General features: G+C 60.8%; 17 protein-coding genes. All 17 read right to left on the bottom strand.

From position 1 onward, the window contains the following. Positions 1 to 20: 20 nt before the first annotated feature. Entirely contained in the window at positions 21 to 1,319 is a 1,299-nt protein-coding gene (tig, locus tag B5F27_RS02290; RefSeq protein WP_087245782.1) for a trigger factor, read from the bottom strand. A 203-nt stretch (positions 1,320 to 1,522) separates the two neighbouring features. Further along, on the bottom strand, positions 1,523 to 2,206 hold the full coding sequence (locus tag B5F27_RS02285; RefSeq protein WP_087364399.1) for a metallophosphoesterase: 684 nt from the start codon (positions 2,204 to 2,206) through the stop codon (positions 1,523 to 1,525). Between the two features lie 20 nt (positions 2,207 to 2,226). Then, positions 2,227 to 3,687 (bottom strand): threonine synthase, encoded by a 1,461-nt coding sequence (gene thrC / locus B5F27_RS02280; protein WP_206422983.1) that lies wholly within the window; start codon positions 3,685 to 3,687, stop codon positions 2,227 to 2,229. 2 nt (positions 3,688 to 3,689) lie between these two features. Then, a complete protein-coding gene (locus B5F27_RS02275) occupies positions 3,690 to 4,094 on the bottom strand; it encodes a YraN family protein (protein WP_087364396.1) in 405 nt (134 codons plus the stop codon). After that, the gene (gene rnhB / locus B5F27_RS02270; RefSeq protein WP_087364394.1) at positions 4,094 to 4,738 is read right to left on the bottom strand and encodes a ribonuclease HII; all 645 of its coding nucleotides are present in this window, start codon (positions 4,736 to 4,738) and stop codon (positions 4,094 to 4,096) included. The genes B5F27_RS02275 and rnhB overlap by 1 nt, the downstream gene beginning before the upstream one ends. After that, the gene (ylqF, locus tag B5F27_RS02265; protein WP_087245792.1) at positions 4,735 to 5,646 is read right to left on the bottom strand and encodes a ribosome biogenesis GTPase YlqF; all 912 of its coding nucleotides are present in this window, start codon (positions 5,644 to 5,646) and stop codon (positions 4,735 to 4,737) included. The genes rnhB and ylqF overlap by 4 nt, the downstream gene beginning before the upstream one ends. Continuing rightward, positions 5,643 to 6,200 carry a signal peptidase I gene (gene lepB, locus B5F27_RS02260; RefSeq protein ID WP_087364392.1) on the bottom strand — a complete coding sequence of 186 codons (558 nt, stop codon included), beginning with the start codon at positions 6,198 to 6,200 and terminating at the stop codon, positions 5,643 to 5,645. The genes ylqF and lepB overlap by 4 nt, the downstream gene beginning before the upstream one ends. A gap of 151 nt (positions 6,201 to 6,351) precedes the next feature. Then, entirely contained in the window at positions 6,352 to 6,693 is a 342-nt protein-coding gene (gene rplS / locus B5F27_RS02255) for a 50S ribosomal protein L19 (protein ID WP_087245796.1), read from the bottom strand. 206 nt (positions 6,694 to 6,899) lie between these two features. Then, a complete protein-coding gene (locus B5F27_RS02250) occupies positions 6,900 to 7,568 on the bottom strand; it encodes a TIGR03936 family radical SAM-associated protein (RefSeq protein ID WP_087245798.1) in 669 nt (222 codons plus the stop codon). Beyond that, positions 7,543 to 9,399 (bottom strand): TIGR03960 family B12-binding radical SAM protein, encoded by a 1,857-nt coding sequence (locus tag B5F27_RS02245; protein WP_087364390.1) that lies wholly within the window; start codon positions 9,397 to 9,399, stop codon positions 7,543 to 7,545. The genes B5F27_RS02250 and B5F27_RS02245 overlap by 26 nt, the downstream gene beginning before the upstream one ends. An 86-nt stretch (positions 9,400 to 9,485) precedes the next feature. Then, complete coding sequence (locus B5F27_RS02240) at positions 9,486 to 9,947, bottom strand: M50 family metallopeptidase (RefSeq protein WP_087364388.1); 462 nt, start codon at positions 9,945 to 9,947, stop codon at positions 9,486 to 9,488. Further along, positions 9,944 to 10,456, bottom strand: a complete 513-nt coding sequence (locus B5F27_RS02235) for a M23 family metallopeptidase (protein ID WP_275533101.1) — start codon at positions 10,454 to 10,456, stop codon at positions 9,944 to 9,946. Before B5F27_RS02235 ends, B5F27_RS02240 begins: the two co-directional genes overlap by 4 nt. Before the next feature lie 163 nt (positions 10,457 to 10,619). After that, positions 10,620 to 13,028: a polyphosphate kinase 1 gene (gene ppk1 / locus B5F27_RS02230; RefSeq protein WP_087364384.1), complete on the bottom strand. Its 2,409-nt coding sequence runs from the start codon at positions 13,026 to 13,028 to the stop codon at positions 10,620 to 10,622. Between the two features lie 28 nt (positions 13,029 to 13,056). Further along, positions 13,057 to 13,410, bottom strand: a complete 354-nt coding sequence (locus B5F27_RS02225; RefSeq protein WP_087364382.1) for a helix-hairpin-helix domain-containing protein — start codon at positions 13,408 to 13,410, stop codon at positions 13,057 to 13,059. Positions 13,411 to 13,476: 66 nt separating this feature from the next. Next, entirely contained in the window at positions 13,477 to 14,310 is an 834-nt protein-coding gene (locus B5F27_RS02220; protein ID WP_087245810.1) for a haloacid dehalogenase, read from the bottom strand. After that, a complete protein-coding gene (locus B5F27_RS02215) occupies positions 14,307 to 15,239 on the bottom strand; it encodes an RluA family pseudouridine synthase (RefSeq protein ID WP_087245812.1) in 933 nt (310 codons plus the stop codon). Before B5F27_RS02215 ends, B5F27_RS02220 begins: the two co-directional genes overlap by 4 nt. Before the next feature lie 3 nt (positions 15,240 to 15,242). Continuing rightward, positions 15,243 to 15,713 (bottom strand): signal peptidase II, encoded by a 471-nt coding sequence (lspA, locus tag B5F27_RS02210; protein WP_087364381.1) that lies wholly within the window; start codon positions 15,711 to 15,713, stop codon positions 15,243 to 15,245. Positions 15,714 to 15,757: the final 44 nt, after the last annotated feature.

Here is a 15,757-nt window from a genome sequence, read left to right as displayed (position 1 = left end):
ACTCAGCTCACCGGCAGCGATTACTCGGCGTCGGCAGCCTTCTCCACGATATTGGCGTGGCTCTTGATGAAGTCGATGGCCTTATTGACAGCCAGGTCCTTCTTCAGCTCGTCCATGTTGACCAGCTCGCGGACCTTGTCCTCCTCCATCTTGTACTGGTCGGCAATGCGCTTGATCTCAGCGTTGACGTCCTCCTCGGAAGCAACGATGTTCTCAGCGGCAGCCACAGCCTCCAGAGCCAGACGGATCTTCACCTGCTTCTCAGCCTGGGGCATGAAGGAAGCACGGAACTGCTCCATGGTCTGGCCCATATACTTCAGGTAGGTGTCCAGGCTCAGGCCCTGCTGCTCCACACGGAAAGCAAAGTCGTTGACCAGCTCGTCCATGCGGACATCGTACATGGCCTGGGGAATCTCAGCCTCCATGCCAGCGATGACCTGATCCACCAGAGCGTTCTCAACAGCCAGGTCGTCCTGCTTGTTCAGCTGCTCCTGATTGGACTTGCGGATGGACTCCTTGAACTCCTCCAGGGTGTCGTACTCGGAGCAGTCCTTGGCCAGCTCGTCATCCAGAGCGGGCAGCTCCTTGTACTTGACCTCGTGCAGCTTGATCTTGAAGACAGCGGGCTTGCCGGCCAGCTCAGAAGCCTGATACTCCTCAGGGAAGGTGACGTTCACGTCGAACTCCTCGCCTGCGCTGTGGCCCACAACCTGATCCTCGAAGCCGGGGATGAAGCTGCCGCTGCCCAGGGTCAGGCTGTAGTGCTCAGCCTTGCCGCCCTCGAAAGCAACACCGTCGGTGAAGCCCTCAAAGTCGATGTCCACGATGTCGCCGTTCTGGGCGGCGCCGTCGCGGGTCAGCTCGCGGGCGTTGCGCTCCTGCACACGCTTGAGCTCGGCATCAACCACCGACTCCTGCACAGTATGGACCGTCTTCTCCACGGTCAAACCGGAATATGCGCCGATCTTGACCTCGGGCTTGACAGCGACCTTGACGGTCAGGACTGCGCCCTGATCATCGCTGGCAGACTCCACGGTCACCTCGGGACGGCCCACAGCCTCGATGTTGGCAGCCTTGACAGCAGCCTCGAACTCAACCGGGAACAGGTTGTTGATGGCGTCGTAGGTGAACACGTCGGGACCGTACATCCGCTCGATCAGATGACGGGGGGCCTTGCCCTTGCGGAAGCCCTGGACGGTGTACTTCTTGCCCTCGGTCTGGAAGACCTTCAGGACCTCGTTCTTATAGGTCTCAGCATCGATGGAAAACTGCAGTTCGACCATGCTCTTCTCGAGCTTTTCACACTTGATAAGATTCATTTTGCTTTTCCTCCGCTCAAAATTTGGTGCTGGGGCAGAGGATCCCTCTCCCCGCATCTGCGCCGCGCGCCCATTTTCTTTTCAAACGGCGCACGCGCCTTTGGGTACGACAATCGCGTCAGCGCTTATTATAACACGTTCGCCGCATAAAAGCCAGTTGTTTTTTCACATTTTGGGAATTTCCACTGGTTTTCCGGGGCATTTCATGTGATTTTATACGGGCAGAAGCGCAGCCCGTCCGCGCTGACCAGTTTATAGCGGATGCCGTCCACCTCGCCCTGCACAGCAAAACGAAGGGCTTTGCCATGCAGGTGGGCGTAAAAGCACCGCTGGATTCCATATTCCTTGAGGACGGCCACAATCTCGGGCGCGTCGGCTCCGGTGTACACCGGCGGGTAGTGGAGAAACACCAGCTTCTCCTTCCCCGGCTCGGCTGCCTCCAGGCTCAGCCGCAGGCGGCCGATCTCCCGGTTCATCACCTTTTCATCGTGGGGCTCCCCCACGTCGAACAGCCAGCCCCGGGTGCCGCACAGGGCGTAATCCCCCACAGTGTAGGAGTTATTGTGCAGCAGCTGGAGGCTGTCGAAGCCCTCGGCCTTGAAAAAGGCGTTCATCTTATTGGCGGTGGACCACCAATAATCGTGGTTGCCCTTCATCAGGAGCTTCCGGCCCGGCAGGCTGTGGAGAAAGGCGAAGTCCTTGCGGGTATCCGACAGGCGCATTGCCCAGCTGATATCCCCCGCCAGCACCACCGTATCCTCCGGCTTGACCAGCTTGCGCCAGTTGGCCTCGAGCTTCTCCACATAGCCGTCCCAGCCCGGGAACACATCCATGGGTTTCGCGCCGCCCAGCGAGAGATGGGGGTCGCCCAGCACAAAAAGTGCCATTCGTTTCTCCTGTTCTAGTTTTATTCCTGATAGCTCAGCGCCACCCCGGCGATCTCAGCCGGGTCGATGACGGCGTCGAAGCGCTCCGCCTTCTGGCGCAGGCAGGCCAGGCTGGCAGGAGCGGTGCGGCCGGTGGACTGTTCCAGAGACTGCATGGCCTCAAAGTCGTTCTCCGGCGCGGCCTGGCCCAGAGCGGCCAGCACGCTGCGGGGGAACTTGAAGGGCGACGCGGTGGACAGAACCACCATCGGCACCCCTTCCCGCTTCTGTTCGCGGGCCACATGGAAGGCCACGGCAGTGTGGGTGTCGCAGAGATAGCCGTCCTTCTCCCAGCGGGTACGGATTTCCCGGGCCACCTGGTCCTCCTCGGCATAGCCGCAGGCAAAGGTTTCCTGGATGGCAGCCAGAGTCTCAGGACGGACGGTGTAGCTCCCCTCCTGGTTCAGGCGGCTCATCAGAGAGGCCACCTCGGCGTCGCTGCCGGTGACATGGTACAGCAGACGCTCCAGGTTGGAGGACACCAGAATGTCCATGCTGGGGGAAGAAGTCTTATAGAAGGTCCGCTTGGCGGTATAGGTGCCGGTGCGCAGAAAATCGGTCAGAACGTTGTTTTTGTTGGACGCACAGACCAGACGGCCCACAGGCAGGCCCATCCGCTTGGCGTAATAGCCCGCCAGAATATCGCCGAAGTTGCCGGTGGGGACGCAGAAGTCCACTTCCTGGCCAAAGGAGATCTTCCCCGCCTTGACCAGCTGGGCATAGGCCGCAAAGTAGTAGACAATCTGCGGCACCAGGCGGCCCCAGTTGATGGAGTTGGCGCTGGAAAGATGGATGTTCCGCTGGGCCAGCTGGGCGGCGATGGCCTTGTCGGCAAAGACCCGCTTGACGCCGGTCTGGGCATCGTCAAAGTTGCCCCGCACTGCGTACACCGCCACGTTGGCGCCTTCCTGGGTGGCCATCTGGAGGCGCTGGATTTCGCTGGTGCCGCCGGTGGGATAGAACACAGCGATCTCCACACCGGAGATATCGTGATAGCCGTCCAGGGCGGCCTTGCCGGTATCGCCGCTGGTGGCCACCAGAATCAGGGTCTTTTCGGTGTGATTCAGGTTGTGCTTGGCCTCCACCAGAAGCTTGGGCATCAGCTGCAAAGCATAATCCTTGAAGGCGCAGGTGGGACCATGCCACAGCTCCAGCGCCCAGGTATCCCCTTCCACAGGGGCCAGATAACCTGCCTTGCCCCCAAAGGCGTCGCCGTAGGTTTTGGCGGCTGCCTCAGCCAGGAAGGCCGGATCATAGTCGGTCAGATATTCTTTGAGAACTGCGGCTGCCATGGCCGGATATTCCAGATCGCAGATGGCCTTGGCATCCACCTGGGGGAAGGACTCGGGTACAAACAGGCCGCCCTCATCCGACAGGCCCTGCACGATGGCCTCCGAGGAGGTCACACGCCGGCCCTGGTCTCTCGTGCTGAAAAACTGCATTTTCAATCGCTCCTTTTCCATCCTGAGTCGTAGTTTCGCTCGCTTGCATCAAATGCCCTTTTAATAATATGTACCATCCAGCGTCCACTGTCAAGAGGGGTCACTTCTGCCACATCGAAGTGGACAAAAGCTTCCTGCTGATTGGTCTCGGATAAATAATAGCGCGCCGCACGGATTAAACGCCGTTGTTTGGCCTTGGTCACCGAAGCGGAAGGCCGGCACACGGCGTTGGGATTGGTGCGGGTTTTGACCTCACAAATGACGATGTGTCCCTCCGGCGTGCGGAGAATCAGATCAATTTCCCCGCCGCGGATGCGGTAGTTGTGTTCCAGCAGCGTACAGCCCCGCTGGATATAATACAGCGCTGCCGCCCGCTCTCCACGCCGGCCCACCTCTGCGGGGTCCATCACTTCTCCTCCGTCCAGTAGCCCTGCTTTTTCAAAAAGCTGCGGCGGTAAAAAGGCTGGATGCCATACTGGGCGATCAGCTCATAGTGAAGCTTGGTGGGATAGCCCTTGTGTTTGGCCAGCTGATACTGGGGGTACTGCCGATCCAGTTCCATCATGTAGCGGTCCCGGCTGACCTTGGCCAGAATGGATGCCGCGCCAATGCTGGCGCTGATGGCATCCCCCTTGACCACAGGCTGGGCCGTCATGGCCAGCCCATCGGGGCAGCGGTTGCCGTCCACCAAAACCAGGTTGGGGGTGATTTCCAGCTTTTCCACTGCCTCCCGCATCCCGTTCATGGTGGCTTTCAGGATATTGTCCCGGTCGATGATGTCTGGGCCCACAAACACGATGCTGTAGGCCAGGGCTTTTTCTTTGATTTCATCAAAGAGGGCTTCCCTCTTTTTTTCGGTGAGCTTTTTGGAGTCGTTGATGCCCCAGACCGGTTTGGTGGGGTCCAGAATGCAGGCTGCCACGCAGACCGGGCCGCACAGCGGACCCCGGCCCGCCTCGTCCACCCCCGCAAAGCAGCCGCTGGCTGCCCGGACGGCGTCGTCGTAATCGTAGAGCGGGCGGGAGATTTCCTCGTCGGTCTTTCGCTTCATTCCTCGATCTCCTCCTGGTCCTCGCGGAAGGGCGGGCGCTCCAGGGTGATCCGACCCCACTTGCAGGCCCGGAACTCATCCACCAGCATGATGGCGCACCGCTCGGTGTTGACCTCGCCGCCCCGGACCAGCAGGCCCCGCTTGCGGCCGATGGCCTCCATCAGCTCATAGGGAGGCAGAGCCAGGGCTTCCTGATCCAGCTTGTACCGGCTGGCCACCAGTTCGGGATAGTTCCGGCGAACCTCGTCCAGCAGGTTCATGGCCAGCTCCTCCACATCCAGGATATCGTCCTTGATGGAACCGATGAAAGCCAGATTGGAGGCCGTGGTCTTGGAGTCAAATTTCTTCCACAGAACACCGGGCATATCCAGCAGGTCAAACTTGTCGGTGGAGACCCACTGTTTGCCCTTGGTGACGCCGGGGCGGTCGGCGGCCTTGGCCCGCACCGACCCTGCAAAGGTATTGATAAAGGTGGACTTGCCCACGTTGGGAATGCCGCAGAGCATGATCTGGGTTTTGGCGCCGCTCATGCCCCGAGCCTGACGCCGGGCCAGCAGACCCGACAGCTCTTTCTCGATGGCGGCGCGCACCGCAGCGGTGCCGCCCTTGCTCTTGGCGTTGATGGCCACACAGCCGGCGTCGGCGGCCCGGAAATACCGGATCCACTCCTCGGTGACAGCGGGGTCGGCCAGGTCGGCCTTGTTCAGGGCGTAGAGCCGGGGTTTGCGGGCAGTGATCCGCTCCACCTCCGGGTTGAGGCTGGACAGAGGAATCCGGGCGTCCAGCAGAATCAGGCTGGCGTCCACATGCTGGATCTCCTGCTCCATCACCCGCAGGGTCCGGGCCATATGGCCCGGGAACCACTGGATATTATATTGATTGGAAAATTGAAGTTCTTCGTTGTTCACTTGACCACTCCTGCATCCTCCAGGGGCAAAAAGCAGAACAGCACTTTGCCCAGGATATCCTCCTCCGCAATGCACCCGATGCTGGACGAACGGCTGTCCAGCGAGGCGTTGCGGTTGTCGCCCATCAGGAACAATTCCCCTTCGGGCACGGTATAGGGAAATTCCACGTCATAGCCCAGGAAGGTGGGCTCGGCGATATAGTCCTCCTGCAGCACTTCCCCGTTGACGGTCACGGTGCCGGAGGTATAGTCAATGGAGATGGTATCCCCGCCTTTGGCGATGACCCGCTTGACCAGGGGCTTGCCATAGGAGGTATAGTCATCCACGATGACCACATCGCCCCGCTGGGGGGTATAGCCTGCCCCCCAGACCACCAGCTTGTCCCCATCCCAGAGGGTCGGGTTCATGGATGCGCCGTCCACCTGAATGATCCGGAAAAAGAAGGAGAACAGCAGCACCATGACCACCAGCGCAGAGATCAGCGCTTCATACCACTCAATCACACCCTGCCCCGGCATCGATGCCGCCTCCGGTTCACGCTTTGCGTTTATCATCCATTGCACCCCGCATTCCTTGACGTTTTCCCTGTTATTTTACCACACAGCCTGCCCCGGTAAAAGAGGCAGGCTGTGAAAGGATAAAGAAAAAAGGGACAACAAGTGTCCCTTTTCCCTTCGACCAGCCTGACAGGCAGACTGTGGATGATCAGATATCGCTCTTGACCTTGGCAGCTTTGCCGGTGCGGTTGCGCAGGTAGTACAGCTTTGCGCGGCGGACCTTACCCTTGCGGACAACGGTCACCTTCTCAACGAAGGGGCTGTTGACGGGGAAGACACGCTCGATGCCCACGCCGTAAGCGACGCGGCGAACGGTAAAGGTCTCAGCGACGCCGCCGTGCTTCTTGGCAATGACGGTGCCCTCGAAGGCCTGGATACGCTCACGCTCGCCTTCCTTGATGCGGACGTCCACACGAACGGTGTCGCCAACGTTGAACTGGGGGCGCTCAGCCTTGATGCTGCCCTCGGAAATAATCTTCAGTGCGTCCATTTGATGATCCTCCATTTGTTTTAGACGTTCATACACGGCACATCTGCCGTCAGAGGACCGCCCGTTTAATGATTGCTTGTCATTAACCCCGCTGTGGTCTCAGCGGACACTAACGCCTAACTATGATAGCACAAACCCGCCGGGAAAGCAAGCGTTTTCACCAAAAAACGGGCGAAAATTTTTCTACCTTCCCTGCCCGGCTTTTTTCAGACGGCACCGGCCGTCTGACCGGCGCAGAAGGGGGTCTTGTCGGCCTTGAGCAGGGCGGTGCGCAGGATGGATGCCTCCGCCGAGGACAGTCCAAACTGACTCTCCAGGAAGGCCGTCAGCAGGGCCGGGTTCAGGTTCAGCTCCTGGGCGGCGGGCAGGCAGACATCGAACTCCACCCGCTCCCCTGCCGCACGGCAGGCAATGGACGGGACATAAGCCTTCAGGTCCACCTGCTTGGACTTCTTTTTGCCCTTCTTCTCCACTGGAGCTGCCTCCAGAGCATTGTAGGCTTCCAGCTTGGACTGGGCCGCTGCGGGATAGCTGATGGTATAGCAGGCAAATGCGATGGCGCTGGCCTTGTCCTGGACCGGTTCCACCTGATAGACATGGATGCCCGCCGGCATGATGGCGTTCAGCTTGTCCTGCCATGCCCGGAAATCCGGGGCCTCCTCCTCGGTCTTGACGTCCACGCTCTCGCACAGGCTCTCCTGTCCCAGAGACAGCGGACAGGTAAAGGTCATATAGATATGGGGATTGAAGCCCAGGGTGTGCCAGACCGGCAGGCCGCTGCGCTTGAGCACCCGCTGCATCACCCGCTGCATATCCAGCAGAGAGATGTACGAGGCTTCATTTCGTTTTTCAAACCAGATCCGAACTGTAATCAAAGCAGGGTCCTCCCAACAGACGGTTTGCGCCGCATCCGCCGCAGGCGCGGTTGCAGGGCGGGGTGGTCTGGGCAGCCAGTGCCCGCTTGTACTCCCGCACCAGGTATTCGTGGGTGATGCCGTAATCCATATGGGACCAGGGGGTCACCTCGTCCAGGCCAATGGCCCGGTTGCAGTAGAAATGGGGATCGATGCCCAGGTCCTCAAAGACCTTCATCCAGGTGTCATACTGGAAGCACTCCTCCCAGCCGTCAAAGTAGCAGCCGCGGCGGTAGGCCTCCACCAGCGCCGGCGCCAGACGGCGGTCGCCCTTGGCGAAAACGCCTTCCAGGAAGCTGGTCTTGCTGTCGTGGTAGTTGACCTTGATCTTCCGGCTGTGGACGCTCTCCAGCAGATGCTTCTGCTTGGCCTGGAGGGTCTCGGCGGTGTCCATGGGCACAAACTGGAAGGGCGTATGGGGCTTGGGCACAAAGCAGGCGCAGCTGACCGTCACCTGCACGCCCTTGCCCTTGGCATGGTCCATGCTGTAGTAGAGGTCCACCACCTTCTGGGCGGTATTGGCGATGCCCTCGATATCCTCCATGGTCTCGGTGGGCAGGCCCATCATGAAATACAGCTTGACCGAGGTGTACCCTGCCTCAAAGGCGATGCGGCAGGTCTTTTCGATCTCGTCCCAGGTGACGTTTTTGTTGATGACGTCCCGCAGGCGCTGGGTGCCGGCTTCCGCTGCGAAGGTCAGGCCGCTCTTGCGGACCCGGGTGGTCTTTTCGATCAGGCTCTCGGAGAAGTTGTCCATCCGCAGCGAGGGCAGAGACAGGCTCACGTGCTCCTGGGGAGCCCAGCTGTTCAGGTCGTCCAGCAGTTCCTCCAGCTGGCTGTGGTCCGAGGTGGACAGGCTGGACAGACTCAGTTCCTCATAGCCGGTGTTGGCGCACAGGTCCTGCGCTGCCTTGTTCAGTAGGCCGGCGTCCCGCTGGCGCATGGGCCGGTACAGGAAACCTGCCTGGCAGAACCGGCAGCCGCGGACACAGCCGCGCAGCACTTCGATGCTGGCCCGGTCCTGGATGGCTCCCACCATGGGCACCACAAAGTTGGTGGGCGGGGCAAAGTCGTTCATGTTCTGGATGATGGCCTTGGTCACCACCGCCGGGATGCCCGGCTCATTGGGGGTGATGGCCTTGACCCGGCCGTCCTCGTAATAGGTCACGTCATAGAAGGCCGGGATATACACGCCGGGGATTTTTGCAATCCGCAGCAGCAGCTCCTTTTTGGAGATGCCCTCCTTCTTGCCCTGCTCGATGGCGGAGCAGATGGCGGGCAGCTGACGCTCGCCCTCACCCAGCTGGATCACATCGAAGAAGGCTGCCACCGGCTCCGAGTTGCAGGTACAGGGGCCGCCGGCCACGATCAGAGGCCATTTTTCATCCCGGTCGGCTGCATAGAGGGGAATTCCCGCCAGATCCAGCATGGCCAGAATGTTGGTGTAGGACAGCTCATACTGGAGGGTAAAGCCCACCGCGTCGAATGCGGTGAGGGGATCTTTGCTCTCCATGGTGTACAGGGGCAGGCCCAGACGCTCCATCTCGGCTTTCATGTCCAGCCAGGGCATGAAGGCCCGCTCGCACCACCAGTTCTCGTGGGCGTTCAGGAGCTCATACAGGATTTTCTCCCCCAAAAAGGACATACCCACCTCGTAGGTATCGGGGAAGCAGAAGGCAAAGCGGACGTCCACCTTGTCCTTCTCCTTGTAAACGCTGCCCGGCTCGCCGCCGGTATAACGGCCCGGCTTCTGCACATGGCTCAGCGCTTCTTTCAGCTTTGGGTCAAACATTGGGTTCCTCCACTATCGGGTTTTATCCCGTTTTTATTTCCTTGGTTTTCTTATTGTACCCTATTTCGGGCCGGATTGCAATTTTTTCATTTCCGATGGGCCAGAGCGGCGGCCATCTGGGCGCCGTCCAGGGGCGGCACCGGCAGCAGGTTGAACAGACCCGTCAGGATATTGGCCGCCCAGAAGGCCGCATCCCACACCGTAAACTGCTGGCACAGCCGCAGATACCACACCGCCGCCAGCAGCGCATTGGTCCCCGGCCCGGCGGCCGCCAGACCGAACCTCTGCCACGGTTTCATGGCGAGGCCGCGGGTCTGCATACAGAACCCCGTCATGGTCACCTCGATGACCGGCAGGCGTCGGAACAGCAGACAGAACACCAAAATATGCCCGCACTCGTGCAGACAGGCGGCCAGCAGCCCGATGCGCAGAAACTGGCTGCTGTCAAAGTAGAGCAGCAGATACAGCAGGCTGCAGGTAAAGAAAGGATCCCGAAAAACCACCGGCCCTACCTGCACCCGCCGCGGGAAAACCGTCCCCCGCCTCATACGGCGTCCTCCAGGCCCAGCAGGGCTGACGGGTCATAGCGGACCGCCCGGTACAGCAATTCAAAATGCAGATGGGGTCCGGTGGCCCGCCCGGTCTGCCCCGCTGTGCCCAGAACCTCCCCTGCCCTGACCACCTGGCCGGGCCGGGCGTAGAGGTATTGGAGATGGGCATAGAGGGTCTCGATGCCATCGGAATGGGTCAGGCGGATGTAATTGCCATAGCTGGCGCTTCGCCCGGCGGCAAAGATCACCCCGTCCATGGCAGCCAGAACCGGCGTGCCCTCAGCACAGGCCAGATCCACCCCCTGGTGGAAATCCTCCTGTTCCTCATCAAACGGGTCCACACGCCAGCCATACCCCGACGAGACATACCAGCCGCTTGTCCCCAGGGGAAAGACAAAGTCCTGGTCCGGGACCCGGCTTTTCAGGCTGCATCCCGCCGGGGCCTCCTCCCGGGCACAGGCCCGCAGGGCGGCCGCCGCGGCACAACACAGGAGCAGCCCGCACAAAAGAGCTGTCAGGCGGCCTTTTCTCCGCCCGGCAGCCCTTCGACGGGCTGTCCATGAAAATCTGGTTCGATTCTTTTTTCGCTGCATCCGCCTTGCCTGCACCCCAACGCCCCCTTTTCATCTGGGGCTATTGTATGCAGGGACAGGCAGGTGCATGCCAAAATTACTGGTTCTTATTGCCAAAGAGGGCTTTCCGCAGACGGGAGAACAGACCCTCCTGGGGCTGTTCCTTCACCACCACAATGGTCTCGGCGGGCTTGGACGGCTCCGCCGGGGCGGGAGCTTCCACCACGCAGGGAGCCGGCTCAGCCACAGGCTGGACGGCGGGTGCGGGACGGACCGGCTCTGCAGCCGTTGCAGCGGGCGCTGCAGGCGCGGCGGGCTCTGCCGGGGTCACCGGAGCAGCAGGCTGGGGAACAGGTTCCTGAACGGGAACCTCCGCTGCCACCGGTTCGGCCTCTGCGGCCGGCTCCGCCGGGGTGTGCACATTCGAGTGGACATAGCGGCCGCCGGTCCAGTCGTCCCGCAGCAGCTCGTACATTCCCATCTGGCTGTTGACCAGAGGCTCGCCGGGGGCGTGCTTGACCTTCTGATAGCTGCCGTCGGGCTGCATCTCCCGGGCGTTCACGTTGTCGGCCAGCTGCATCTCCAGGATGTCGGACAGCTTCTTGACCAGTACCGGGTCCTTGATCCGGACGCCCACTTCCACGCGGCACTCGGTATTCCGGGTCAGAAAGTCGCCCGAGGCAATATACACCCGGGTCTCCCGGCCATCAAAGAAGCTGTAAATCCGGGCGTGCTCCAGATAGCGGCCCACAATGCTGCGAATATGCAGATTCTCGGTCTTGCCCGGCACACCGGCACGGACGCAGCAGATGCCGCGGACAATCATGTCGATGCGGACGCCGGCGCAGCTGGCCTCTTCCAGCTTGAGGATGATATCCCGGTCGCTGATGGAGTTGTTTTTCAGGATCATGGACGCAGGGCGGCCCAGACGTGCCGCCTCAATGACCCGATCCATCTCATCCAGCAGGACGCTCTTGAACCGCAGCGGGGCCACCAGCATCTGGTCGGTCTCCTCGGTCAGCTTCTGAACCGCCAGGTTCTGGAAAACGCCTGCCGCCTCCTCGCCGATATCAGGGTCGGAGGTGATGAAGGAGAGGTCGGTGTACAGCTCACTGGTCTTTTCGTTGTAGTTGCCGGTGCCGATCTGGGTGATGTAAGAGTAGCCGTCGGCGTTTTTCCGGGTAATCAGGGTCAGCTTGGAGTGGACCTTATAGTCCTCGAAGCCGTACACCACCGTGCATCCGGCCTCTTCCAGCTGCTTGGACCAGTCAATGTTGTTCTGCTCGTCAAAGCGGGCCCGCAGCTCCACCAGGGCCACCACTTCCTTGCCGTTCTCGGCGGCATCCATCAGAGCCTGCACAATCTGGGACTCCCGCGCCATGCGGTAAAGGGTCATCTTGATGGAGATGACCTCGGGGTCCCGAGCGGCCTTCTTCAGCATGGTGATGAAGGGGCGGATGGACTGGTACGGATAATAGAGCAGCACATCCCGCTTCTGCACCTCATTGGTCAGGCTGTAATTGAGGGGCGGCAGCATGGGACGGGCCGGCGAATAGAACAGCTCGGCGTGGCCGTCGTTCTCCATCCGGGCATCCAGTTTATAGAAAAAGCTCAGGTCCAGCGGGCTCTTCTGATCAAAGACTCGGCGGTGGTTCAGCTCCAGACGGGTGCAGAGCATCTTGACGATCTCGGGCGCCGGAGCCGGGGTCACCTGCAGGCGGACCGCCGCCAGCTTGCGGCGGCGCTTGAGCAGCTCGGTCATGATCTCGCGGTAGTCGATATCATGATCCATCATGCCCTCTTTGACGTCGATGTCGGCGTTGCGGGTCACACGGAACAGGCATTTTTCCAGGATGGTCTCCTTGGCAAACACCATGCTGACGTAGTGATAGACCATTTCCTCGGTGAGGGCGAACAGGGTCTCCCCGTCCCGCTTCAGGAAGCACAGGCGCTCCATCTGGCTGGAAATGGGGATGATGCCCAGGCTCACATCCCCTTCCTTCTTGTCCTTCAGCAGCACGCCCAGGTAGATTTCCTTGTTGCGCAGGAACGGGAAGGGATGGCGGTTGTCCACAATCTGGGGGCTCAGGATGGGGAACAGCTCATTCTGGAAATATTTCTTCCAGAACCGCTCCTCTTCCTTGGTGATCTTATCAAAGTTGACCTTCCGGTAGCCGTGCTCGGCCAGCGCTTCCAGCGCCTTGTGATAGTACTTGTCGCAGTCCATCTGCAGTTCCGCCGTCTTGGGCATGATGGCGTTCAGCTGCTCCTCGGGGGTCATGTTGGTCTTGTTCTCGGGCTTTTCCTTCTTGCCCTTGAGGTTGGCCCGCTCCTGCAGCGAGCCCACACGAACCATGAAAAATTCGTCCAGGTTGGACCCGTAAATGGCCAGGAACTTGAGCTGTTCAGCCAAAGGAACGTTTTTGTCCTTGCCCAGCACCAGAACCCGCTGGTTAAAATCCAGCCAGCTCAATTCCCGGTTGATAAAAATGCTTTCTTCCTTCATTGTCCTCATTCCCCTTTTGTCCGGCCTGTCAGCTCACATAGGCGATCCGCGTCCAGTTCCGGATGGTGTTTTGGGTAATTCCGCTTACCCGTGTTACGTCCTCGACCCGCTCATAAGGGCCGTTGGCGGCGCGGTCGTCGAGGATGGCCTGCGCTTTCTTTTCCCCAATGCCAGGCAGAGTACACAGTGCTTCCAGGCCGGCGGTGTTCAAATCCACCTGCGCGGCATCCAGCAGCGTATCCGCCGCATACGTGTTCCCATCCTCCTCCGCAGGGCGCAGAGGTGCTGCATCCAGAAAGGCCAGCCCCAAAATGAGCGCCGACGCCGCAAGCGATACAGCCAGAAAGACAATTTCCTGTCTGGTCACACGTTTCCTTTTCATTGTACTGTATCCTCTCCAAAAAAGAAAGCCCTCCGCACGAAGTACGGAGAACTTTTTACAGGAATTTTACCTCTGCCCCTCGCTGCTCCGCACCAGTTGGTAGAGATATTCTGCGGCGGCGCCCTCAGCGGCGCGGCAATAGGTGATCTGCCCTGCCGCCAGACGGACTTCCGCCGGCGCATCAAAGGCCGCCGCGCTCTGGCCCGCCAGACGCATCAGGTCCACCATGGGCCCGCTGCCCGCCAGGACGGTGATATTTTCCGGGGAAAGCCGGGCAGAAGCGCACACCGCGCTGAAGGCCGCCCCCACGCTCATGGCGTCGGGAGTCAGGGCCAGGCAGTCGATGGCCAGCCGCTCCTGGCGGACCGGCACGCCGGCCTCCTCCACGGCCTTCTCAAAGGCCTGCAGGGTCGGGATGACCTTGGCGTCCTGATACAGCAGAATCCGCAGCACGTCGGCGCTGTTCACCCCGCCCGGCGTGGTGAGCAGATACGGGGTCCACTCCCGGCGAAGATGGCGTTCCAGCGCATGACTCATCCGGCAGACCCGGGTGACGCCGTCTTTCATCTGGAGGGCCACGCCGACGCCGGGCACCGAGGGCAGCTGGGAGAGAAACGCATCCCCCAGCATTTCGAAGCTGCTCATGGCCTGGCCGGTGCCTGCGGCAAAGCTGTACACCAGGGTGCCGCCGCACAGCATCGCAGGCGCCGCCAGAGACACGCTGCCCAGAATGGTGCGGACCGCCTTGGGGGTCTTTTGGGAGAACACGGTCAGGCGGCCGCCCCGGGCCGTGAACAGCTGCAGGACATCCCGCAGCACCTGGGTCAGGTTGCCGTCCGGCCCCAGCATCAGGGCGTCCAGGTCGCAGAGGACCAGCGTGGATTCCAGCGGCTGTCTCATGTCCGTCCCCTCCTTAAGGAAGCCAGAAAATGGGTGAAATAATCGGGCAGTTCGCTGTCAAAGGACATCCACTCCCCCGTTGCCGGGTGCACAAAACCCAGGGTCTTGGCGTGGAGGCACTGCCCATGGAGGCTGGTGATACAGTTCCGGGGGCCGTAGACCGGGTCCCCTGCCACCGGGTGATGCAGCGAAGCCATATGCACACGGATTTGATGGGTCCGCCCGGTTTTCAGGCGGCATTCCAGCAGGGTGAACTCCCCCAGCCGTTCCAGCACCCGCCAGCCGGTGTAGGCATATTTGGCGTGGGGCTCGCCGTCAGGGCAGACCGCCATCTTTTTGCGGTCGGTTTTGGACCGGCCCAGATAGCTCTCCACAAAGCCCTCGTCCTGGGCAAAGCCTCCATAGACCACCGTCTGATAGGCCCGCTCCACGCTGTGTTCCGCCATCTGGCGGGACAGGCCGATGTGGGTGGGGTCATCCTTGGCCACCACCAGCAGGCCGCTGGTGTCCTTGTCGATGCGGTGAACGATGCCGGGGCGAATCTCGCCGCCAATCCCCGACAGACTGCCCCGGCAATGCCACAGCAGGGCGTTGACCAGGGTTCCGTCCGGGTTGCCGGGCGCGGGATGCACCACCATCCCTTTGGGTTTGTTTACCACCAGCAGGTGGGCATCCTCATAGACCACGTTCAGGGGGATATCCTGGGGCACGGCGGCAATGGGCGTCGCGTCCGGGATCTCCACCAGAATGGTATCCCCTGCCTTGAGCTTGAGGTTTTTGGCCGCAGGGCGGCCGTTGGCCAGGACATGGCCGTCCGCCATCAGGTTTTGCAGGGCGCTGCGGGACAGGCCTGTGTCTTCTCCTGCAAGAAAGCGGTCAATCCGCTGGCCCGCGTCCTCTGCCTCTACCGAAAACTCTCGCTGTTCCATGGCTTATTCTTTTCCTTCCGGATGACGGCGCTCCTCAAGGATCACCGCCAGAATCCACAGGCCCATACCCACACAGATGCAGATATCGGCGAAGTTGAAGATGGCGAAATCCATAAACAGCAGGTTGAGATAGTCCACCACGCGGCCCTCGGCGATGCGGTCGATCAGGTTGCCGATGCCGCCGCCCAGAACCAGAATCCAGGCCCAGCGCTGCAGCTGGTCGTTGCGGCAGCGGGTGAACAGCCACCATGCAATGGCCAGCAGACCGATGCTGGTAGCGGCAATCAGAAAGCCCTGTTTGCCGCTGAGGAGGCTGAAGGACATGCCCTCATTGTAGACAAAGCGCAGCTCGATCACATGAGGGATCAGGGGCATCGAGCCAACCGGCTGCAGCGAGTGGACGGCCCAGAGCTTGATCGCCTGATCGATGCCCACCAGGGCCGCGATGCAGACGAGATTCAGGAACACAAACATAAAACGACTCCTGTGAGAGAGCCAGGGCCCGCAGCATTCATGCG

This window comes from Faecalibacterium sp. An192, assembly GCF_002160175.1.
GTDB lineage: Bacteria > Bacillota > Clostridia > Oscillospirales > Ruminococcaceae > Faecalibacterium.
This window is presented reverse-complemented; position numbering and strand designations above follow the sequence as displayed.